Source organism: Citrobacter sp. LUTT5, from assembly GCF_009905315.1.
GTDB lineage: Bacteria > Pseudomonadota > Gammaproteobacteria > Enterobacterales > Enterobacteriaceae > Citrobacter > Citrobacter freundii.
Map to the genome: position 1 here is coordinate 2930670 of NZ_CP047606.1, position 16480 is coordinate 2947149.

A 16480-nucleotide genomic window follows, 5' to 3' on the forward strand; every position below is an offset into this window, starting at 1 on the left:
GTAATCCTGGAGAATTGGTATCGCGCCTTTTGGTAGTTCTTTAGTGCGATCAATGGCTAATTCAACTCTCATAATTACCTCCGATGTATACACTGTTTTTTTATACAGCACTCCTATAAACAGAAATGATCAACGATTTAAGAGCGCAAATTATTAATTTTTTTACGTAATGTATTTACACATCAGATATTCCGTTTTTCGGGTCCTACACATTTTTGTCGCGACATTGGATTTAAATTACCTGACTCATGCTCAACTTAATGTTGACATAATGTTGACTCGCCATACTGGTAAGACGCTAAAAGAGGTCTTCCTATGCGAATCTTATCTCCTTATACGTTGCGCTGGCTTCCAGGTGAACGTGAGCAAAATGATATTTCAGAGTTTATTCGTGAAAGTTATTCTCAGTTTTATCATGCTTCTCTTCCTCGCTGCATGCCATGGTTACTTGGAATGTTCGATGCCAACGGAGAATTAAAAGCAGCCTGTGGCGTCCAGCCGGCCTCAATGGGCAAGATATACCTCGAACACTATCTTGATGTCCCGGTTGAAGTCGTGCTGTCTGCACGATTGTCACATCCCGTTTCACGCGACTCGATTGTTGAAATTGGTAATTTTGCCGCGAGCGATGGGGCAAGCGCCCGAATAATGTATGCGGCTCTATGCCTGCTTCTCAATCAATACTGCTATTCGTGGATTGTCTTTACCGGAACTAAAAAAATACGCAATACCTTTTTCCGCCTGAATCTGCAACCAGTCACATTGATGCCTGCTGACTCGACAAGGCTTGGCGAAGCTGCGCGTGAATGGGGGAGCTATTACGAACATGACCCGCAAATTATGGCGGGGGAGTTACATGGTGGGCAAACCACACTGAGTCAGACCAGCCTGCTGCTGGGAATGTTTGCTGATCCGCCTTCTGCTCCCTGGATAACCCCTTCCGGAGGATCTTATGCTTCTGAACACGCTTGAGAAACAGGCTGCGCTTCAGCCAAATGCCATCGCCCTGCAGGGCGATTCTCGCTCGTGGAGCTGGCAGCAATACCATGATGCCGTTAAAGCAGTGGCCGAACAATTATCTGCCCTCAAGGTAAAACGGCTGGCACTTGAAATGGATAACAGCCCTGAATGGGCCATCATCGATCTCGCATGCCTGATAAGTGGAGTGGTGATCATCCCTGTCCCCTCCTTTTTCAGCGGGCAACAGAAAGCCTGGGTACGATCATCAGCCTCTGTGGATGCACAAATCGGTGGAGAAATCCTGGCGGATTGGCAGGAACACGATTTTGTACTCGGGAGACTGCAAATCCGTGCAGTAGAGGACCCCGTGACTCTGCCGGCAGGAACGGCAAAGATAACGTATACCTCCGGTACAACCGGAGAGCCAAAAGGTGTCTGTCTGAGTCTGGATGGTATGGTATGGATGGCTCAAACGTTAGCGGCCGCATTGCACCCCCTGAAACTGGAAAAACACCTGGTGACACTGCCCCTCAGTATTCTGCTGGAAAATCTGTGCGGCGTTTACATCCCTCTGCTACTTGGCGCTGAGACGGTGATTCTCCCACCCTCCCGGATTGGGTTTGAAGGTTCCAGCCGCTTTAATCCAGCCCAGTTTCTTCAGGCGCTGACCACCTGGTGTCCACAAAGTCTGGTGCTGGTACCAGAGTTGCTACGTGTGTTACTGCATCTGCACAAGCAGGTACCAGGCAGTACGCAATCTTTACGGTTTGTCGCCGCAGGCGGTGGCAAGGTTCCGGCTTCATTGCTGACAATGGCGATAAAGAGTGGCTTACCTGTATATGAAGGATACGGTCTCTCAGAATGTGGCTCTGTCGTTGCCCTCAATCTGCCCGACGCTATAAAAGAGAACAGCGTCGGTCGGCCATTGCCAGGTATCCAGATCAATGTTGATGACCAGCAACAATTGTGTGTCACCAGCCCGGCTAACGCTTTGGGATATCTGGGATCCGCACCAGCCTCCCCAACAGTTGCCACCGGCGATCTTGGCAGTGTTGATGAACACGGGTTTGTTCGTATTCAGGGGCGCCTGAAGAATGTCCAGATAAACGCTTTTGGTCGTAATTTTTCACCTGAATGGCCTGAGGCAGAGGCCATGACCTGTCCAGCTGTACGCCGGATAGTGATTTTTGGAGAAGGATTAAGGCATAACGTTGCACTCGTCGATGTCTTCGACGGGCAACAGATGCAGGCCCGCGAGCAGCTGCTGGCCCTTTCAGCTCGCCTGCCTGATTATGCGCAGTTCCATCGCCTGTTATTCACTTCAGCTATATCAGAGCCTGGCATGCTCACTGCAAATGGCCGCCCACGCCGGGAACTCATCCGGCAATCCCTCTGGCAACACATTCTCACCTGTAGTGAAGAGGAGTCATCATGAGCTTTTATAACAAATTACAACAACAGACTGAGGCCGAACGCCGGAGTTTACTCTCCTCGCCTGTCATCGCGCGCTGCCAGACTGGTGACATCTCGCGCGACCTGTATATCGCTTTTCTGACACAGGCTTACTATCACGTCAGCCATACCGTCCCCCTGTTGATGAGTGCTGGCAGCCGTTTGCCAGCCTCACATGAAGCCATTCGGGGCGCAATTGCTGAATATATTGACGAAGAGTACGGGCATCAGGAATGGATCCTGAACGATATTCAGGCTTGCGGCGGTGATGCGGAAAGCGTTCGCAATGGCACCCCAGGGATACCGATAGAAATGATGGTGGCCTGGCTCTACTACCGCATTGAACGGGTCAACCCTATGAGTATTTTTGGCATGGTACAGGTTCTGGAGGGAACCAGCGTATCTATTGCTACCGCGATTGCAGCCCAGGTGGAACGGACACTGGGGTTGCCAGAACAGGCGACAACCTACCTGCGTTCACACGGTGAACTTGATCAAGGACATCTTAAATTTTTCGCCTCACTTATGGATACCGTGACTGACGAGGCCGATCAGGCAGCCATTATCTATGCCGCTCGTCGCGTCTATCACCTGTACACAGAGATGCTTAACCAACTGGGGCAGACCACGTATGAACCTGCATGATAAAACCGTTCTGCTGACTGGCGCCAGTGGTGGTATCGGACAAGAGCTGGCGCAAAGGCTGGCGCACAAAGGAGCCAGACTCTGCCTGGTTGGACGAAATGCACAGGCGATGACGCTTCTGAAAGAGATGCTTCCCTATCCGGAACGGCATCATATTGTGCTAATGAGCAGTTATACTGATGACGAAATCGTCGCGCTGGCCAGCAGATTCAAAGATGAGAACAAACTGGATATCCTGATCAACAATGCTGGAACCAGCCGTTTTGCACTGTTTGAACAACAGTCTTTTGACGATATTCGGGAACAGATTAGAACCAATATCGAAATCCCCACTCTGTTGACCCGCGCCATGCTGGATAAGTTTAATCCACAGGGCATCATCCTAAACATTGGTTCGATATTTGGTGAGATTGGCCACCCTGCCTGGAGTGTGTATAGCGCCACCAAAGCGGCCACGCACCGTTTGTCGGAAGCGCTGGGGCGCGAATTAAAGGGGAATGGTATCAGCGTACTGTATGCCGCGCCGCGTGCTACCGAAACGGCGCTCAACAGTGACGAGGTTTACGCGCTTAACCGCAAACTGGGCAACAGCAGTGATTCCCCACAATTTGTCGCCGTACGTCTGGTACATCTCCTTGAGACAGAGCAGAAACGCTACCGCTTCGGCGCGATGGAACGTCTGTTCGTTAAAATCAATGCCTGGTTTCCCGGTATGGTAGACAAAGCGCTGGGTAAAAAAATAGCGGTGATCCAGTCCTATACCCAGGGCACATTCAAAGGTGAAGACAAATGAAAATTATGAAAACGTTGCTCCTGACAGCAGCTTTTCCCGCCTCTGCCATGGCGACTACCACGCTGGAAAACCTCCAGCACGACTGGTCCGTTTGTCAGTATCAGACCCTTGAAGCAAAAAAAGAGAGCTGCTTTACCACACTGAGTCAACGGGCCCATAGTGCGAGTCAGGCGAAAAATAATGCTGACGCAGCATTGCTTATTTGGTCGGCGATTATCGACAGTAGCTGGGCGGGGGCTAAAGGAGGGCTGGGTGCATTGAGTCTGGTCAAACAGGCCCGTAGCGATCTGGAAAAAGCGATCAGCATCGACCCCAATGCTTTACAAGGTTCAGCCTGGACCAGCCTTGGGGCGCTATATTATCAGGTTCCCGGCTGGCCGATTGGGTTTGGTGATAAAAACAAAGCCGAAGAAATGCTGAAAAAAGCACTGGCGATCAATCCTGATGGCATCGATCCAAACTATTTTTATGGTGACTTTTTGCTGAAAGAGAAAAAGACTGGCGAAGGGAAACGCTATCTGGAAAAGGCTCTTAAAGCGCCGGCTCGCCAGGGGCGTGAGATTGCCGACCAGGGACGCCATCGCGATATAGCAAAAGACCTGGAAAGTATTCAGTAAAATATTCAACCCCTGCGTTGTTATAACGCCAGGGGTTGTTGATCTGTAAATCCGTGTCACCTTTCCTCAATTGGCGAACTCTCCGTGATGATTTACTCGGTAATGATCATAAGGGCATTTCAGTCCCCCCATACCCATCCCATATGGTTTTAGGGTGTATTCAGGCAATCTTCGCGCGCTCATCACAAGCGAAATACAGCTCGGTAAGTTCGACTATGCGGAACGTTTCCCGGAATCCAAAGCGCTTAAGAAGTTCATCACAACCAAAAAAATCATCACGTTTAAAGAACTGAGTGATTTTTTTACAGACACCAAAGCCTTAGAGATATCTGGTGCAACACTGCTATCGCTTACTTCGGTCGTAAATACGTTACTGCGTGTAATCGGAGAAAATACCCGTCTGGTAGATATTGAGCATGCCGACATTTTGCATTACCGAAAGGAGTTATTGACCGGGACAATTATTAACCCGGCAATGCCGAATCTGGCCAGGCAGGGCCGCGCGCCCTCAACAGTCAATAAACAGATGGCAGTTTTATCAGAAATGCTTAAGCTCGCAAACCGAAGCCAGTTTATATTGCATGCTCCTTATGAAGGAGTGTCGCGACTCAAGTTATCTAAAAATGATCCCGACCCACTTTTACTTCATGAGTACCAGGCACTGATAGCCGCCCTTCCCCGTAGCCAGGCATTAATCATCATTGTTGCCGTTCATACGGGGATGAGACCGGGCGAGATATGCGCCCTGGCATGGGAAGACATTGATTTGGTAAAAGGTGAAATCCACGTATCCAGAAGTTTGACGAATAAGCGAGTATTTGTACCCCCTAAGACAGATGCCGGAATAAGGACGATAACGTTGCTTAAACCTGCTCTGGATGCACTGAAGGAACAATACGAAGTCACTGGCGCTAATCCGAAGCAAGAAATTCGATTTCACTATCGGGAGATCGGAAAAACTGAGCAGCAATCTCTTCGCTTCGTTTTTTCACCGACAGCATATTCGTCAAAAAAAGGCAGTTACTTCTCCAAGAACTCGATTGCCTATGGCTGGAAGCGAGGCACTTAACTTGCAAATATCCGCGAAAGGAATCCTTATAGGTCACGGAATACCTACGCATGCTGGACGTTGATGGCCGGAGCGAACCCGTCATTCATAGCGAGTCAGATGGTACATGAAGATGCGCGCATGGTGTACGAGGTTTACTCCAAGTGGATTGGCGACATGAACCAGGATCAGGTCAACATGCAGAACAATCAGATGCCAACAGCACTGCCCCCAGGACGCCCCCACGGGCAGGGGAGCATGAGAAAAGTTATTTAATTTCATAGCGCTGCTTTCAATCCACATAATCAGCGTTAAACTATTCATACCATTATTTTAGGGAGAAACGATGATGCGCGTACTGGTTGTCGAGGATAATGCTTTATTACGCCACCACCTCAAGGTTCAGTTACAGGATTTAGGGCATCAGGTGGATGATGCAGAAGATGCGAAGGAAGCGGACTATTATCTGAATGAGCATCTGCCGGATATCGCGATCGTTGATTTAGGACTCCCCGATGAAGATGGTTTGTCGCTAATCCGCCGCTGGCGCAGTAATGAGGTTTCGCTGCCAATTCTGGTATTAACCGCGCGCGAAGGCTGGCAGGACAAAGTGGAAGTTCTCAGTGCAGGCGCTGACGATTATGTCACCAAACCGTTTCACATCGAAGAAGTGGCTGCACGCATGCAGGCACTGATGCGTCGAAACAGCGGTCTGGCATCGCAAATTATCTCCCTTCCGCCTTTTCAGGTGGACCTCTCCCGACGCGAGTTATCCGTCAATGATGAGGTTATCAAGCTCACGGCGTTTGAATATACCATTATGGAAACTCTCATCCGTAATAATGGCAAAGTGGTCAGTAAAGATTCGCTCATGTTGCAGCTTTATCCGGATGCCGAGCTGCGCGAAAGTCACACCATTGATGTTTTGATGGGGCGTCTGCGTAAAAAAATTCAGGCGCAATACCCGGACGACGTCATCACCACCGTGCGTGGCCAGGGATATCTTTTTGAACTGCGCTAATGAATAAACTATTGCGTCATTTTTTCCCGTTATCGCTGCGGTTACGCTTTTTACTGGCAACTGCGGGCGTGGTGTTGGTGCTGTCGCTGGCCTACGGCATGGTTGCCCTGGTAGGTTACAGCGTCAGTTTTGATAAGACCACGTTCCGCCTGCTGCGGGGTGAAAGTAATCTATTCTATACCCTGGCAAAGTGGGAAAACGGCAAGATAAACGTCGAGTTGCCTGAAAATCTCGATATGCAAAGCCCAACAATGTCGCTGATCTATAACGAAAGCGGTGAGTTGTTGTGGGCACAGCGCAATGTTCCCTGGTTGACGCAAAGTATTCAACCGGACTGGCTAAAAACCAACGGATTTCATGAGATTGAAGCCAACGTAGACGCTACCAGCACCCTACTGGGCGAAGATCACTCCGCGCAGCAGCAGTTAAAAGAAGTCAGAGAAGATGACGACGACGCCGAAATGACCCACTCCGTGGCGGTAAACGTCTATCCTGCTACTGCCAGAATGCCGCAACTGACCATTGTGGTTGTCGATACCATTCCGATAGAGCTAAAGCGCTCGTATATGGTCTGGAGCTGGTTTATTTATGTGCTGGTCGCCAATCTGTTGCTGGTCATTCCGCTGTTATGGGTGGCCGCGTGGTGGAGCCTGCGGCCGATTGAATCGCTGGCGCGTGAAGTCCGTGAGCTTGAGGAACATCATCGTGAGATGCTAAACCCCGCCACCACACGCGAATTGACCAGCCTGGTTCGTAATCTCAATCGGCTGTTAAAAAGCGAACGTGAGCGTTATGACAAATACCGCACCACGTTAACAGACCTCACCCATAGCCTGAAAACACCACTGGCGGTATTGCAGAGTACTCTGCGCTCAATGCGTAATGAAAAGATGAGCGTCAGCGACGCAGAGCCTGTCATGCTGGAACAAATCAGCCGTATTTCCCAACAGATAGGCTATTACCTGCATCGCGCGAGCATGCGTGGCAGCAGTGCCCTACTCAGCCGCGAACTGCACCCGATCGCGCCGTTGCTGGATAAACTGACCTCGGCACTGAATAAGGTGTATCAGCGTAAAGGCGTCAACATTAATCTCGATATCTCACCTGAAATCAGCTTTGTGGGCGAACAGAATGATTTTGTCGAGGTGTTGGGCAACGTACTGGATAACGCCTGTAAATATTGTCTGGAGTTTGTCGAGATTTCAGCGCAACTGTCTGAGGATCAGCTGCATATTCTGGTTGAAGATGATGGTCCTGGTATTCCGCAAAGCAAACGGGAAGTGGTGTTTGACCGCGGACAGCGCGTAGATACGCTACGTCCAGGACAAGGCGTCGGTCTGGCGGTGGCGAGAGAAATCACCGAACAGTATGACGGGCAGATTATTGCCGGTGATAGCCTGCTGGGTGGTGCGCGCATGGAAGTTATTTTTGGTCGCCAGCAGCCGGGCCAGAAAGACGAGTAATCGTCGCATGTAATAAATATGTACTGACTTCACGCTTGAGGTTAAGTATCCGTTATAATCGGTTGCAGATACCAGCCTGCGGGATGCTCATTATGGAATACCAACTCACACTTAACTGGCCCGATTTTCTTGAACGCCACTGGCAGAAACGCCCGGTGGTCTTAAAACGCGGGTTTAACAATTTTATTGATCCTCTCTCTCCTGACGAACTGGCTGGACTGGCAATGGAAAGCGAAGTCGACAGCCGACTCGTCAGCCACCAGGACGGAAAATGGCAGGTTAGCCACGGTCCCTTCGAAAGCTACGACCATCTTGGCGAGAACAACTGGTCTTTGCTGGTGCAGGCGGTCAACCACTGGCACGAGCCAACTGCCGCGCTGATGCGCCCGTTCCGTGAATTACCGGACTGGCGCATCGACGACCTGATGATTTCTTTCTCTGTCCCCGGCGGCGGCGTTGGCCCGCACCTGGATCAGTACGATGTATTTATCATTCAGGGAACAGGTCGTCGTCGCTGGCGCGTAGGTGAAAAACTGCAGTTGAAACAACACTGCCCTCACCCGGATCTCCTTCAGGTCGACCCGTTCGAAGCTATTATCGATGAAGAGCTGGAACCCGGCGATATCCTGTACATTCCACCGGGATTCCCGCACGAAGGTTATGCGCTGGAAAACGCGATGAACTATTCGGTCGGTTTCCGTGCGCCAAACACTCGCGAGCTGATCAGCGGGTTCGCCGATTACGTTTTACAACGTGAACTGGGTAGTACCTATTACAGCGATCCTGACCTGCCGCCACGCGATCATCCGGCCGACGTTCTGCCGCAGGAGATGGATAAGCTGCGCGAAATGATGCTCGGGCTGATTAATCAACCAGAACATTTCCAGCAGTGGTTTGGCGAGTTTATTTCTCAGTCTCGTCATGAACTGGATATTGCCCCGCCGGAGCCACCATATCAGCCAGACGAAATTTACGATGCCCTGAAGCAAGGTGATGTGTTAGTGCGTCTGGGCGGATTGCGTGTATTGCGTATTGGCGACGACGTCTACGCTAACGGTGAGAAAATTGATTCACCGCATCGTCCTGCCCTGGAAGCGCTGGCCAGTCATATTGTGTTGACGGCTGAGAACTTTGAGGATGCGCTGGAAGATCCTTCTTTCCTTGCCATGCTTGCCGCGCTGGTCAACAGCGGGTACTGGTTCTTCGAAGGGTAATGCGAAGTGTGCCTGATGCGACACTACGCGTCTTATCAGGCCTACTGGAGTGTAATAATGTAGGCCGGATAAGCGAAGCGCCATCCGGCAACTACACATACTTTATTTTTGTTGCGCGGCCAGTTCAGCAATACGCACAATCACTTGTACCGCTTTTTCCATTCCTTCCAGGGTTACAAACTCATGTTTACCATGATAGTTATAGCCGCCGGTGAACAGATTCGGACACGGTAATCCCATAAACGACAGCTGCGCGCCGTCAGTGCCGCCACGGATCGGTTTTAGCACCGGCTCAATATCGCAATCGCGCATCGCCTGCTGGGCGATATCCAGTACGTGCGGATGCTCAATCACTTTTTCGCGCATATTGTAGTAACTGTCTTCAATCACCAGTTCGATATAGCAGTCGGGGTGTAACCCTTTACCGACCTTCTTGGCGATATCCATGATCTTGCGTTTACGCGCTTCAAACTGCTTACGGTCAAAATCACGAATAATGTAGTGCATATCCGCCCGATCGACCGTCCCTTTCATGCTCGCCAGATGATAAAAGCCTTCGTAGCCTTCCGTCTTTTCCGGGCTTTCATCTGCCGGAACCTCTGCATGAATACGCGCCGCCAGCGACAGCGCATTTACCATCACACCTTTTGCGGTGCCGGGATGCACATTGTTGCCAACAATTTTAATATTAACCGACGCGGCGTTGAAGTTTTCAAACTCCAACTCACCTACGCCACCACCGTCAACGGTATAGGCCCACTGCGCATCGAATGTCGCAACGTCAAAATGCTTCGCCCCTTTACCCACCTCTTCGTCCGGTGTAAAGGCCACGCGGATATCACCGTGCGGAATATCTTTTTGGATAAGCACAGCCAGTGCGGTCATGATTTCCGCCACGCCTGCTTTATCATCCGCGCCCAGCAACGTTTTACCGTCTGTGGTGATCAGCGTCTGACCCAGAAGTTGATGCAGCACCGGGAACATCACTGGCGATAAAACTTCATCACCAATGCCTAACGCAATATCGCCACCGCGATAGTTTTCAACAATTTGCGGATTGACATTTTTACCACTGAAATCCGGTGAGGTATCCACATGGGAAATAAAGCCGATCGCAGGAATATTGCCAGCAACGTTAGCGGGTAACGTTGCCATCAGCGTGCCTTTTTCGCTCAGTGAAATATTAACCAGCCCCATCTCTTCGAGCTGTTGTTTGAGCAGTTGTAATAATTTCCACTGTCCTTCGGTGCTGGGTACCTGCCGCACGCCCGATTTTGATTGGGTGTCCAGCGACACGTAGTGTAAAAAACGCTCAAGTAGTTTATCCATGCAGTCACCCTCACTTTTTGTGACAACATTATCAATAAGCAACAAAAGACAAATATTGCGTCAGGTCACTTTTATCCCCGCAAGTGAGAATATTTCGCCCTGACATCCCCTCTGACTATAGGGCTAAGCCAGTAATTCGCAACAAGGATTGGCGATTACAATGGTTTGCCGTAGAATAACGGCCCTCATTAAGAGTCATCAAGGTGGTTAACCACAAACCCCGCATCGGTCAGCCATCCGTTGCGTTTACATGGGACAGAGTAAAAAATTGAATAAACAACCGCGTTCGCTTTCTCCACTGGTGCAATTAGCGGGAATTCGCAAAAGTTTCGATGGCAAAGAGGTGATTTCCAGCCTGGATTTGACCATCAATAATGGCGAGTTTCTTACGCTGCTTGGCCCCTCTGGCTGCGGTAAAACAACCGTTCTTCGCCTGATTGCCGGTCTGGAAACGGTTGATTCCGGTCATATTATGTTGGACAACGAGGACATTACTCACGTTCCAGCGGAAAACCGCTACGTGAATACCGTCTTCCAAAGCTATGCGTTATTCCCCCACATGACCGTATTTGAGAATGTGGCCTTTGGTTTACGCATGCAAAAAACGCCCGCAGCCGACATTTCTCCCCGCGTTACCGAAGCCCTGCGCATGGTACAACTGGAAGAGTTCGCCCAGCGAAAACCGCATCAACTTTCCGGCGGCCAGCAGCAGCGCGTAGCGATTGCCCGAGCTGTGGTCAACAAACCCCGCTTACTCTTGTTAGATGAATCCCTCTCTGCGCTGGACTACAAACTGCGTAAGCAGATGCAGAATGAACTGAAAGCGCTGCAGCGTAAGCTTGGTATCACTTTTGTCTTTGTCACACACGATCAGGAAGAAGCGCTGACAATGTCTGACCGCATCGTGGTGATGCGCGATGGTAAGATTGAGCAGGACGGTACACCGCGCGAAATCTACGAAGAGCCCAAGAATCTGTTCGTCGCCGGGTTTATCGGCGAGATCAATATGTTTAACGCCACAGTGATTGAACGTCTGGATGAACAGCGTGTTCGTGCTAACGTTGAAGGCCGCGAGTGCAATATTTATGTCAACTTCGCGGTGGTTCCCGGACAAAAGCTGCACGTCCTGTTACGTCCTGAAGATTTGCGCGTAGATGAAATCAACGATGATAATCATATCGAAGGCCTGATCGGCTACGTGCGCGAACGCAACTACAAAGGCATGACGCTGGAGTCGGTTGTGGAACTGGAAAATGGCAAGATGGTGATGGTCAGCGAATTCTTCAATGAAGACGATCCTGACTTTGACCACTCTCTCGACCAGAAAATGGCGATTAACTGGGTAGAAAGCTGGGAGGTAGTACTGGCTGATGAAGAACACAAGTAAATTCCAGAGTGTGGTGATCGTCACCATTGTCGGTTGGCTTGTGTTATTTGTCTTTCTGCCCAACCTGATGATCATCGGTACCAGCTTTTTGACCCGCGACGACGCCAATTTCGTCAAAATGGTCTTTACGCTGGAGAACTATACGCGCCTGCTCGATCCGCTCTATTTTGAGGTGCTGGTTCACTCCCTCAATATGGCGCTGATTGCCACGCTCGCCTGTCTGGTACTCGGCTACCCGTTTGCCTGGTTTTTGGTGAAACTGCCGGAAAAAGTGCGCCCGCTGCTGCTGTTCCTGCTGATTGTTCCGTTCTGGACCAATTCACTTATTCGTATCTATGGACTCAAAATTTTCCTCAGTACCAAAGGCTATCTCAACGAGTTTCTGTTATGGCTCGGGGTTATCGATACACCCATTCGCATCATGTTTACCCCCAGCGCGGTGATTATCGGGCTGGTATACATCCTGCTACCGTTTATGGTGATGCCGCTCTATTCCAGCATTGAAAAACTCGATAAACCGTTGCTGGAAGCCGCACGCGATTTAGGTGCCAGTAAACTTCAGACCTTCACCCGCATCATTATTCCGTTGACGATGCCGGGGATTATCGCCGGATGCCTGCTGGTCATGCTGCCCGCAATGGGGCTGTTTTACGTTTCCGACTTAATGGGCGGTGCGAAAAACCTGCTGATTGGCAACGTGATTAAAGTTCAGTTCCTGAACATCCGTGACTGGCCGTTTGGTGCAGCCACCAGCATTACGCTGACCATCGTGATGGGTCTGATGCTGCTGATCTACTGGCGTGCCTCGCGCTTGCTGAACAAGAAGGTGGAACTCGAATGATCGGTCGACTGCTCCGCGGCGGTTTTATGACCGCTATCTACGCGTATCTGTATATTCCAATCATCATTCTGATTGTGAACTCCTTTAACAGCTCGCGCTTCGGCATCAACTGGCAGGGTTTTACTACCAAATGGTACGGCCTGCTAATGAATAACGACAGCCTGTTGCAGGCGGCGCAGCACTCGCTGACGATGGCTGTGCTATCCGCCACGTTTGCCACCTTGATCGGCTCACTCACTGCGGTTGCGCTGTACCGCTACCGTTTTCGCGGTAAACCGTTCGTCAGTGGTATGCTGTTCGTGGTGATGATGTCGCCAGATATTGTGATGGCAATATCTCTGCTGGTGCTGTTTATGCTGATCGGCATTCAACTGGGTTTCTGGTCGTTGTTGTTCTCACATATCACTTTTTGTCTGCCTTTTGTGGTGGTGACAGTTTACTCACGCCTGAAAGGTTTTGATGTACGCATGCTTGAGGCTGCTAAAGATTTGGGTGCCAGCGAAGTAACTATTCTGCGCAAGATTATACTGCCACTGGCTATGCCTGCGGTGGCAGCAGGTTGGTTGCTGAGCTTTACGCTGTCGATGGATGATGTCGTCGTTTCGTCCTTCGTTACCGGACCGGGTTATGAAATTCTGCCATTAAAAATCTACTCAATGGTCAAAGTCGGCGTATCACCAGAGGTGAACGCGCTGGCGACCATTTTGTTGGTTCTGTCGCTGGTTATGGTGATCGCCAGCCAGCTTATTGCACGTGATAAAACCAAGGGCCGCTGAGGCCCTTAATTCAGGGGACGTTAAATGATGAAAAAATGGTCACGCCACCTGCTCGCGGCGGGTGCTCTGGCACTGGGCATGAGCGCCGCTCACGCGAATGACAACAACACGCTCTATTTCTATAACTGGACCGAGTATGTCCCGCCAGGGCTGCTGGAACAGTTCACCAAAGAGACCGGCATTAAGGTTATCTATTCGACCTACGAGTCGAACGAAACCATGTACGCCAAGCTCAAAACCTATAAAGACGGCGCATATGATCTGGTGGTTCCGTCCACCTATTACGTCGATAAAATGCGTAAAGAAGGCATGATCCAGAAGATCGACAAGTCGACGTTGACCAACTTCCACAACCTCGATCCGGAAATGCTCAACAAGCCGTTTGACCCGAACAATGACTACTCCATCCCGTATATCTGGGGGGCGACGGCCATTGGCGTAAACAGCGATGCTATCGATCCGAAAACCGTCACCAGTTGGGCCGATCTATGGAAACCGGAGTACAAAGGCAGTCTGCTGTTAACGGATGATGCGCGTGAAGTGTTCCAGATGGCGCTGCGCAAGCTGGGATACTCCGGCAATACCACCGACCCGAAAGAGATTGAAGCCGCCTATAACGAACTGAAGAAGCTGATGCCTAACGTCGCGGCGTTTAACTCTGACAACCCGGCCAACCCGTATATGGAAGGTGAAGTCAATCTGGGGATGGTATGGAATGGCTCCGCGTATGTTGCGCGTCAGGCAGGTACACCGCTGGAAGTGGTATGGCCTAAAGAAGGTGGCATTTTCTGGATGGATAGCCTGTCTATTCCGGCTAACGCGAAAAACAAAGAAGGTGCGCTGAAGCTGATTAACTTCCTGCTGCGCCCGGACGTGGCGAAAGAAGTTGCGGAAACTATTGGTTATCCGACGCCAAACCTGGCAGCACGTAAGCTGTTAAGCCCTGAAGTCGCAAATGATAAAACCCTGTACCCTGACGCAGAAACCATCAACAAAGGGGAATGGCAGAACGACGTCGGTTCCGCCAGCGCTATCTATGAAGAGTATTATCAGAAGCTGAAAGCAGGACGCTAATTGCCCTCCTCTTAGGCCGGATAAGACGCGCCAGCGTCGCATCCGGCGCATCATCACTGCCCGATGGCGCTGCGCTTATCGGGCCTACGCCATCCGTGTTCACAGACCTTTCAATAACTTCTCAACAAACTCTGGCACCACCTGGCTTGCCGGACCGTAATACTTCTCTTCAAACTCGCTGCCAACCTGGCTCGGTTCGAGATTTAGTTCTACCGTATGTGCCCCATGCAGTCGCGCCTCATGCACAAAACCCGCAGCCGGATAAACATGTCCCGATGTGCCAATCGCAATGAATACATCCGCCATTGCCAGCGCCATGTAAATTTCATCCATGCCCAGCGGCATTTCACCAAACCACACCACGTGTGGTCGCAGCGGTGCCGGAAATTGACAGCAGTGACATTTATCTTCCGGGGTCACATCGTCCTTCCATTCCAGAATCTGCCCGCTTTGCGAGCAGCGAACCTTGAGCAGTTCGCCGTGCATATGGATAACGTTCTGGCTGCCCGCACGCTCATGCAGGTTATCAATGTTCTGCGTCACCAGTAAAAAACGGTCGCCCAGTTCGGCTTCGAGTTTTGCCAGTGCGATATGCGCCGCGTTGGGCTGGATTTCTGGCTGTTGCAATTGATGGCGACGGGCGTTATAAAACGACTGAACCAGTTCCGGGTTTCGACTAAATCCTTCCGGAGTCGCAACGTCCTCAACCCGATGTTCTTCCCAGAGACCATCCGCCGCGCGGAAGGTTCGAATTCCTGACTCAGCGGAGATTCCCGCTCCCGTCAGTACCAGCACTCTTGGTTTTTCCATCAATTCAGGCACCACTCTGTCTCTGAAAAAGATTCGTTGACGCAGGCGATCGCGCAAATGGCGTTTATTTTTACGAAAGCGGCTTAACCGATGACCCCGACGCGACAGCATAACAACCTCTTTGTATTAATCGGTAAGATGTAGGAAAGCAGCCCCGCGCATCCCGCCGGCATCACCGTGCCGTGCCTGCTCAATACGCGGTACCCGGGCAACCGGCAACAGATGACGTGGCAGTCGGTCCGTCAGTTGCGTCGTAATAGCGGTAAAATTCGATAAGCCTCCGCCAATCACCACCAAATCAGGATCGACGATAGTCAGGATATTCCCAAGACACACCGCCAGCAAATCCAGATAGCGTTCTACGTGTGCACGCGCATGTTCATCGCCCTGCTCCCACAACGCGATAATTTCACGGGCATCCAGCGGTTGATGGTAGTAATGCTGATACAACCACGCAAATCCACCGCCGGAAAGATAGCTTTCGATGCATCCCAGTTGGCCGCATCCGCAGCGGCGCAGCGGGAAATCAAAGCCCATCAGCGTCAGCGCATCGACCGGCAAACGAATATGACCAAACTCGCCGGTGATATAGCTGCGTCCGGTGATGGATTTCCCGTTAAGCACCAGGCCGCCGCCAACGCCCGTACCGAGGATCAACCCCATCACCAGCGGATATTGGGTAAACTCGTCATCCCAGGCTTCGGAGAGAGCAAAACAGTTCGCATCGTTATCCAGACGAACATCGCGGTCAAGGCGAGCGCTAAGATCTGCGCGGAGCGGTTTGCCACTGGCGGCAGGAACGTTGGCCGCGTACAACGTGCCGTCTTCCGTTTCCGGCATGCCAGGAATCCCGATACCGACCGAACCTTTGATACCAAAACGCTGGTCAGCTTCCATCACCAGATTGCAGACCGCATCAAGGAAAGCGTCGTAGCTGTCGCGAGGTGTAGGGACGCGAGTTTCCCATTGCAGACGACGTTGCTTATCAAACACGCCCAGCGCAATTTTGGTCCCGCCGATGTCAAATCCGTAATACATCACCGCTCCTTG

Annotated in this window: 17 protein-coding genes; 13 read left to right on the top strand and 4 right to left on the bottom strand. The window is 51.0% G+C overall.

Annotated elements, in window-relative coordinates:
- The first annotated feature begins 315 nt into the window (after positions 1–315).
- From GUC46_RS14220 to GUC46_RS14245, 6 genes are all read left to right on the top strand, one after another.
- Positions 316–972, top strand: coding sequence for a thermostable hemolysin (locus GUC46_RS14220; protein WP_003841881.1), 657 nt, complete (start codon positions 316–318; stop codon positions 970–972).
- A complete protein-coding gene (locus GUC46_RS14225; protein WP_016150064.1) occupies positions 953–2395 on the top strand; it encodes an AMP-dependent synthetase/ligase in 1443 nt (480 codons plus the stop codon). Before GUC46_RS14220 ends, GUC46_RS14225 begins: the two co-directional genes overlap by 20 nt.
- Positions 2392–3057, top strand: coding sequence for a TenA family transcriptional regulator (locus GUC46_RS14230; RefSeq protein ID WP_003841877.1), 666 nt, complete (start codon positions 2392–2394; stop codon positions 3055–3057). The genes GUC46_RS14225 and GUC46_RS14230 overlap by 4 nt, the downstream gene beginning before the upstream one ends.
- Positions 3044–3850 (top strand): SDR family oxidoreductase, encoded by an 807-nt coding sequence (locus tag GUC46_RS14235; RefSeq protein WP_106902457.1) that lies wholly within the window; start codon positions 3044–3046, stop codon positions 3848–3850. Before GUC46_RS14230 ends, GUC46_RS14235 begins: the two co-directional genes overlap by 14 nt.
- Positions 3847–4467, top strand: coding sequence for a hypothetical protein (locus GUC46_RS14240; RefSeq protein ID WP_103856767.1), 621 nt, complete (start codon positions 3847–3849; stop codon positions 4465–4467). The genes GUC46_RS14235 and GUC46_RS14240 overlap by 4 nt, the downstream gene beginning before the upstream one ends.
- 154 nt (positions 4468–4621) lie before the next feature.
- Entirely contained in the window at positions 4622–5536 is a 915-nt protein-coding gene (locus GUC46_RS14245; RefSeq protein ID WP_236654153.1) for a tyrosine-type recombinase/integrase, read from the top strand.
- A gap of 81 nt (positions 5537–5617) precedes the next feature.
- On the opposite strand, the gene GUC46_RS24090 is transcribed toward GUC46_RS14245, so the two are convergent.
- On the bottom strand, positions 5618–5797 hold the full coding sequence (locus GUC46_RS24090; protein WP_193388983.1) for a hypothetical protein: 180 nt from the start codon (positions 5795–5797) through the stop codon (positions 5618–5620).
- Between the two features lie 67 nt (positions 5798–5864).
- Between GUC46_RS24090 and phoP the strand changes: the two genes are divergently transcribed.
- The 3 genes from phoP to roxA all read left to right on the top strand — a co-directional run bounded on the left by phoP (position 5865) and on the right by roxA (position 9213).
- Positions 5865–6536 carry a two-component system response regulator PhoP gene (gene phoP, locus GUC46_RS14250; protein WP_003846709.1) on the top strand — a complete coding sequence of 224 codons (672 nt, stop codon included), beginning with the start codon at positions 5865–5867 and terminating at the stop codon, positions 6534–6536.
- Positions 6536–7999, top strand: coding sequence for a two-component system sensor histidine kinase PhoQ (phoQ, locus tag GUC46_RS14255; RefSeq protein ID WP_003846712.1), 1464 nt, complete (start codon positions 6536–6538; stop codon positions 7997–7999). Before phoP ends, phoQ begins: the two co-directional genes overlap by 1 nt.
- 92 nt (positions 8000–8091) lie before the next feature.
- Positions 8092–9213: a [50S ribosomal protein L16]-arginine 3-hydroxylase gene (gene roxA / locus GUC46_RS14260; RefSeq protein ID WP_003030786.1), complete on the top strand. Its 1122-nt coding sequence runs from the start codon at positions 8092–8094 to the stop codon at positions 9211–9213.
- 102 nt (positions 9214–9315) lie between these two features.
- Here roxA and pepT read toward each other — a convergent pair whose 3' ends face one another.
- Positions 9316–10542, bottom strand: coding sequence for a peptidase T (gene pepT / locus GUC46_RS14265; RefSeq protein WP_032936142.1), 1227 nt, complete (start codon positions 10540–10542; stop codon positions 9316–9318).
- A gap of 250 nt (positions 10543–10792) precedes the next feature.
- Here pepT and potA point away from each other — a divergent pair, with 250 nt between their 5' ends.
- Genes potA through potD form a run of 4 tightly spaced genes read left to right on the top strand, consistent with a single transcriptional unit; the run spans position 10793 to position 14620 of the window.
- Positions 10793–11929: a spermidine/putrescine ABC transporter ATP-binding protein PotA gene (gene potA / locus GUC46_RS14270; protein WP_003030791.1), complete on the top strand. Its 1137-nt coding sequence runs from the start codon at positions 10793–10795 to the stop codon at positions 11927–11929.
- Positions 11913–12770, top strand: coding sequence for a spermidine/putrescine ABC transporter permease PotB (gene potB / locus GUC46_RS14275; protein WP_003030793.1), 858 nt, complete (start codon positions 11913–11915; stop codon positions 12768–12770). Before potA ends, potB begins: the two co-directional genes overlap by 17 nt.
- A complete protein-coding gene (potC, locus tag GUC46_RS14280) occupies positions 12767–13546 on the top strand; it encodes a spermidine/putrescine ABC transporter permease PotC (protein WP_003030794.1) in 780 nt (259 codons plus the stop codon). Before potB ends, potC begins: the two co-directional genes overlap by 4 nt.
- A 27-nt stretch (positions 13547–13573) precedes the next feature.
- Positions 13574–14620 (top strand): spermidine/putrescine ABC transporter substrate-binding protein PotD, encoded by a 1047-nt coding sequence (gene potD / locus GUC46_RS14285; RefSeq protein WP_003030797.1) that lies wholly within the window; start codon positions 13574–13576, stop codon positions 14618–14620.
- Positions 14621–14719: 99 nt separating this feature from the next.
- Here potD and cobB read toward each other — a convergent pair whose 3' ends face one another.
- Both cobB and nagK read right to left on the bottom strand, forming a co-directional pair.
- Positions 14720–15541 (bottom strand): Sir2 family NAD+-dependent deacetylase, encoded by an 822-nt coding sequence (gene cobB, locus GUC46_RS14290; protein WP_003030799.1) that lies wholly within the window; start codon positions 15539–15541, stop codon positions 14720–14722.
- Between the two features lie 15 nt (positions 15542–15556).
- A complete protein-coding gene (nagK, locus tag GUC46_RS14295) occupies positions 15557–16468 on the bottom strand; it encodes an N-acetylglucosamine kinase (protein WP_130714752.1) in 912 nt (303 codons plus the stop codon).
- Positions 16469–16480 lie beyond the last annotated feature (12 nt).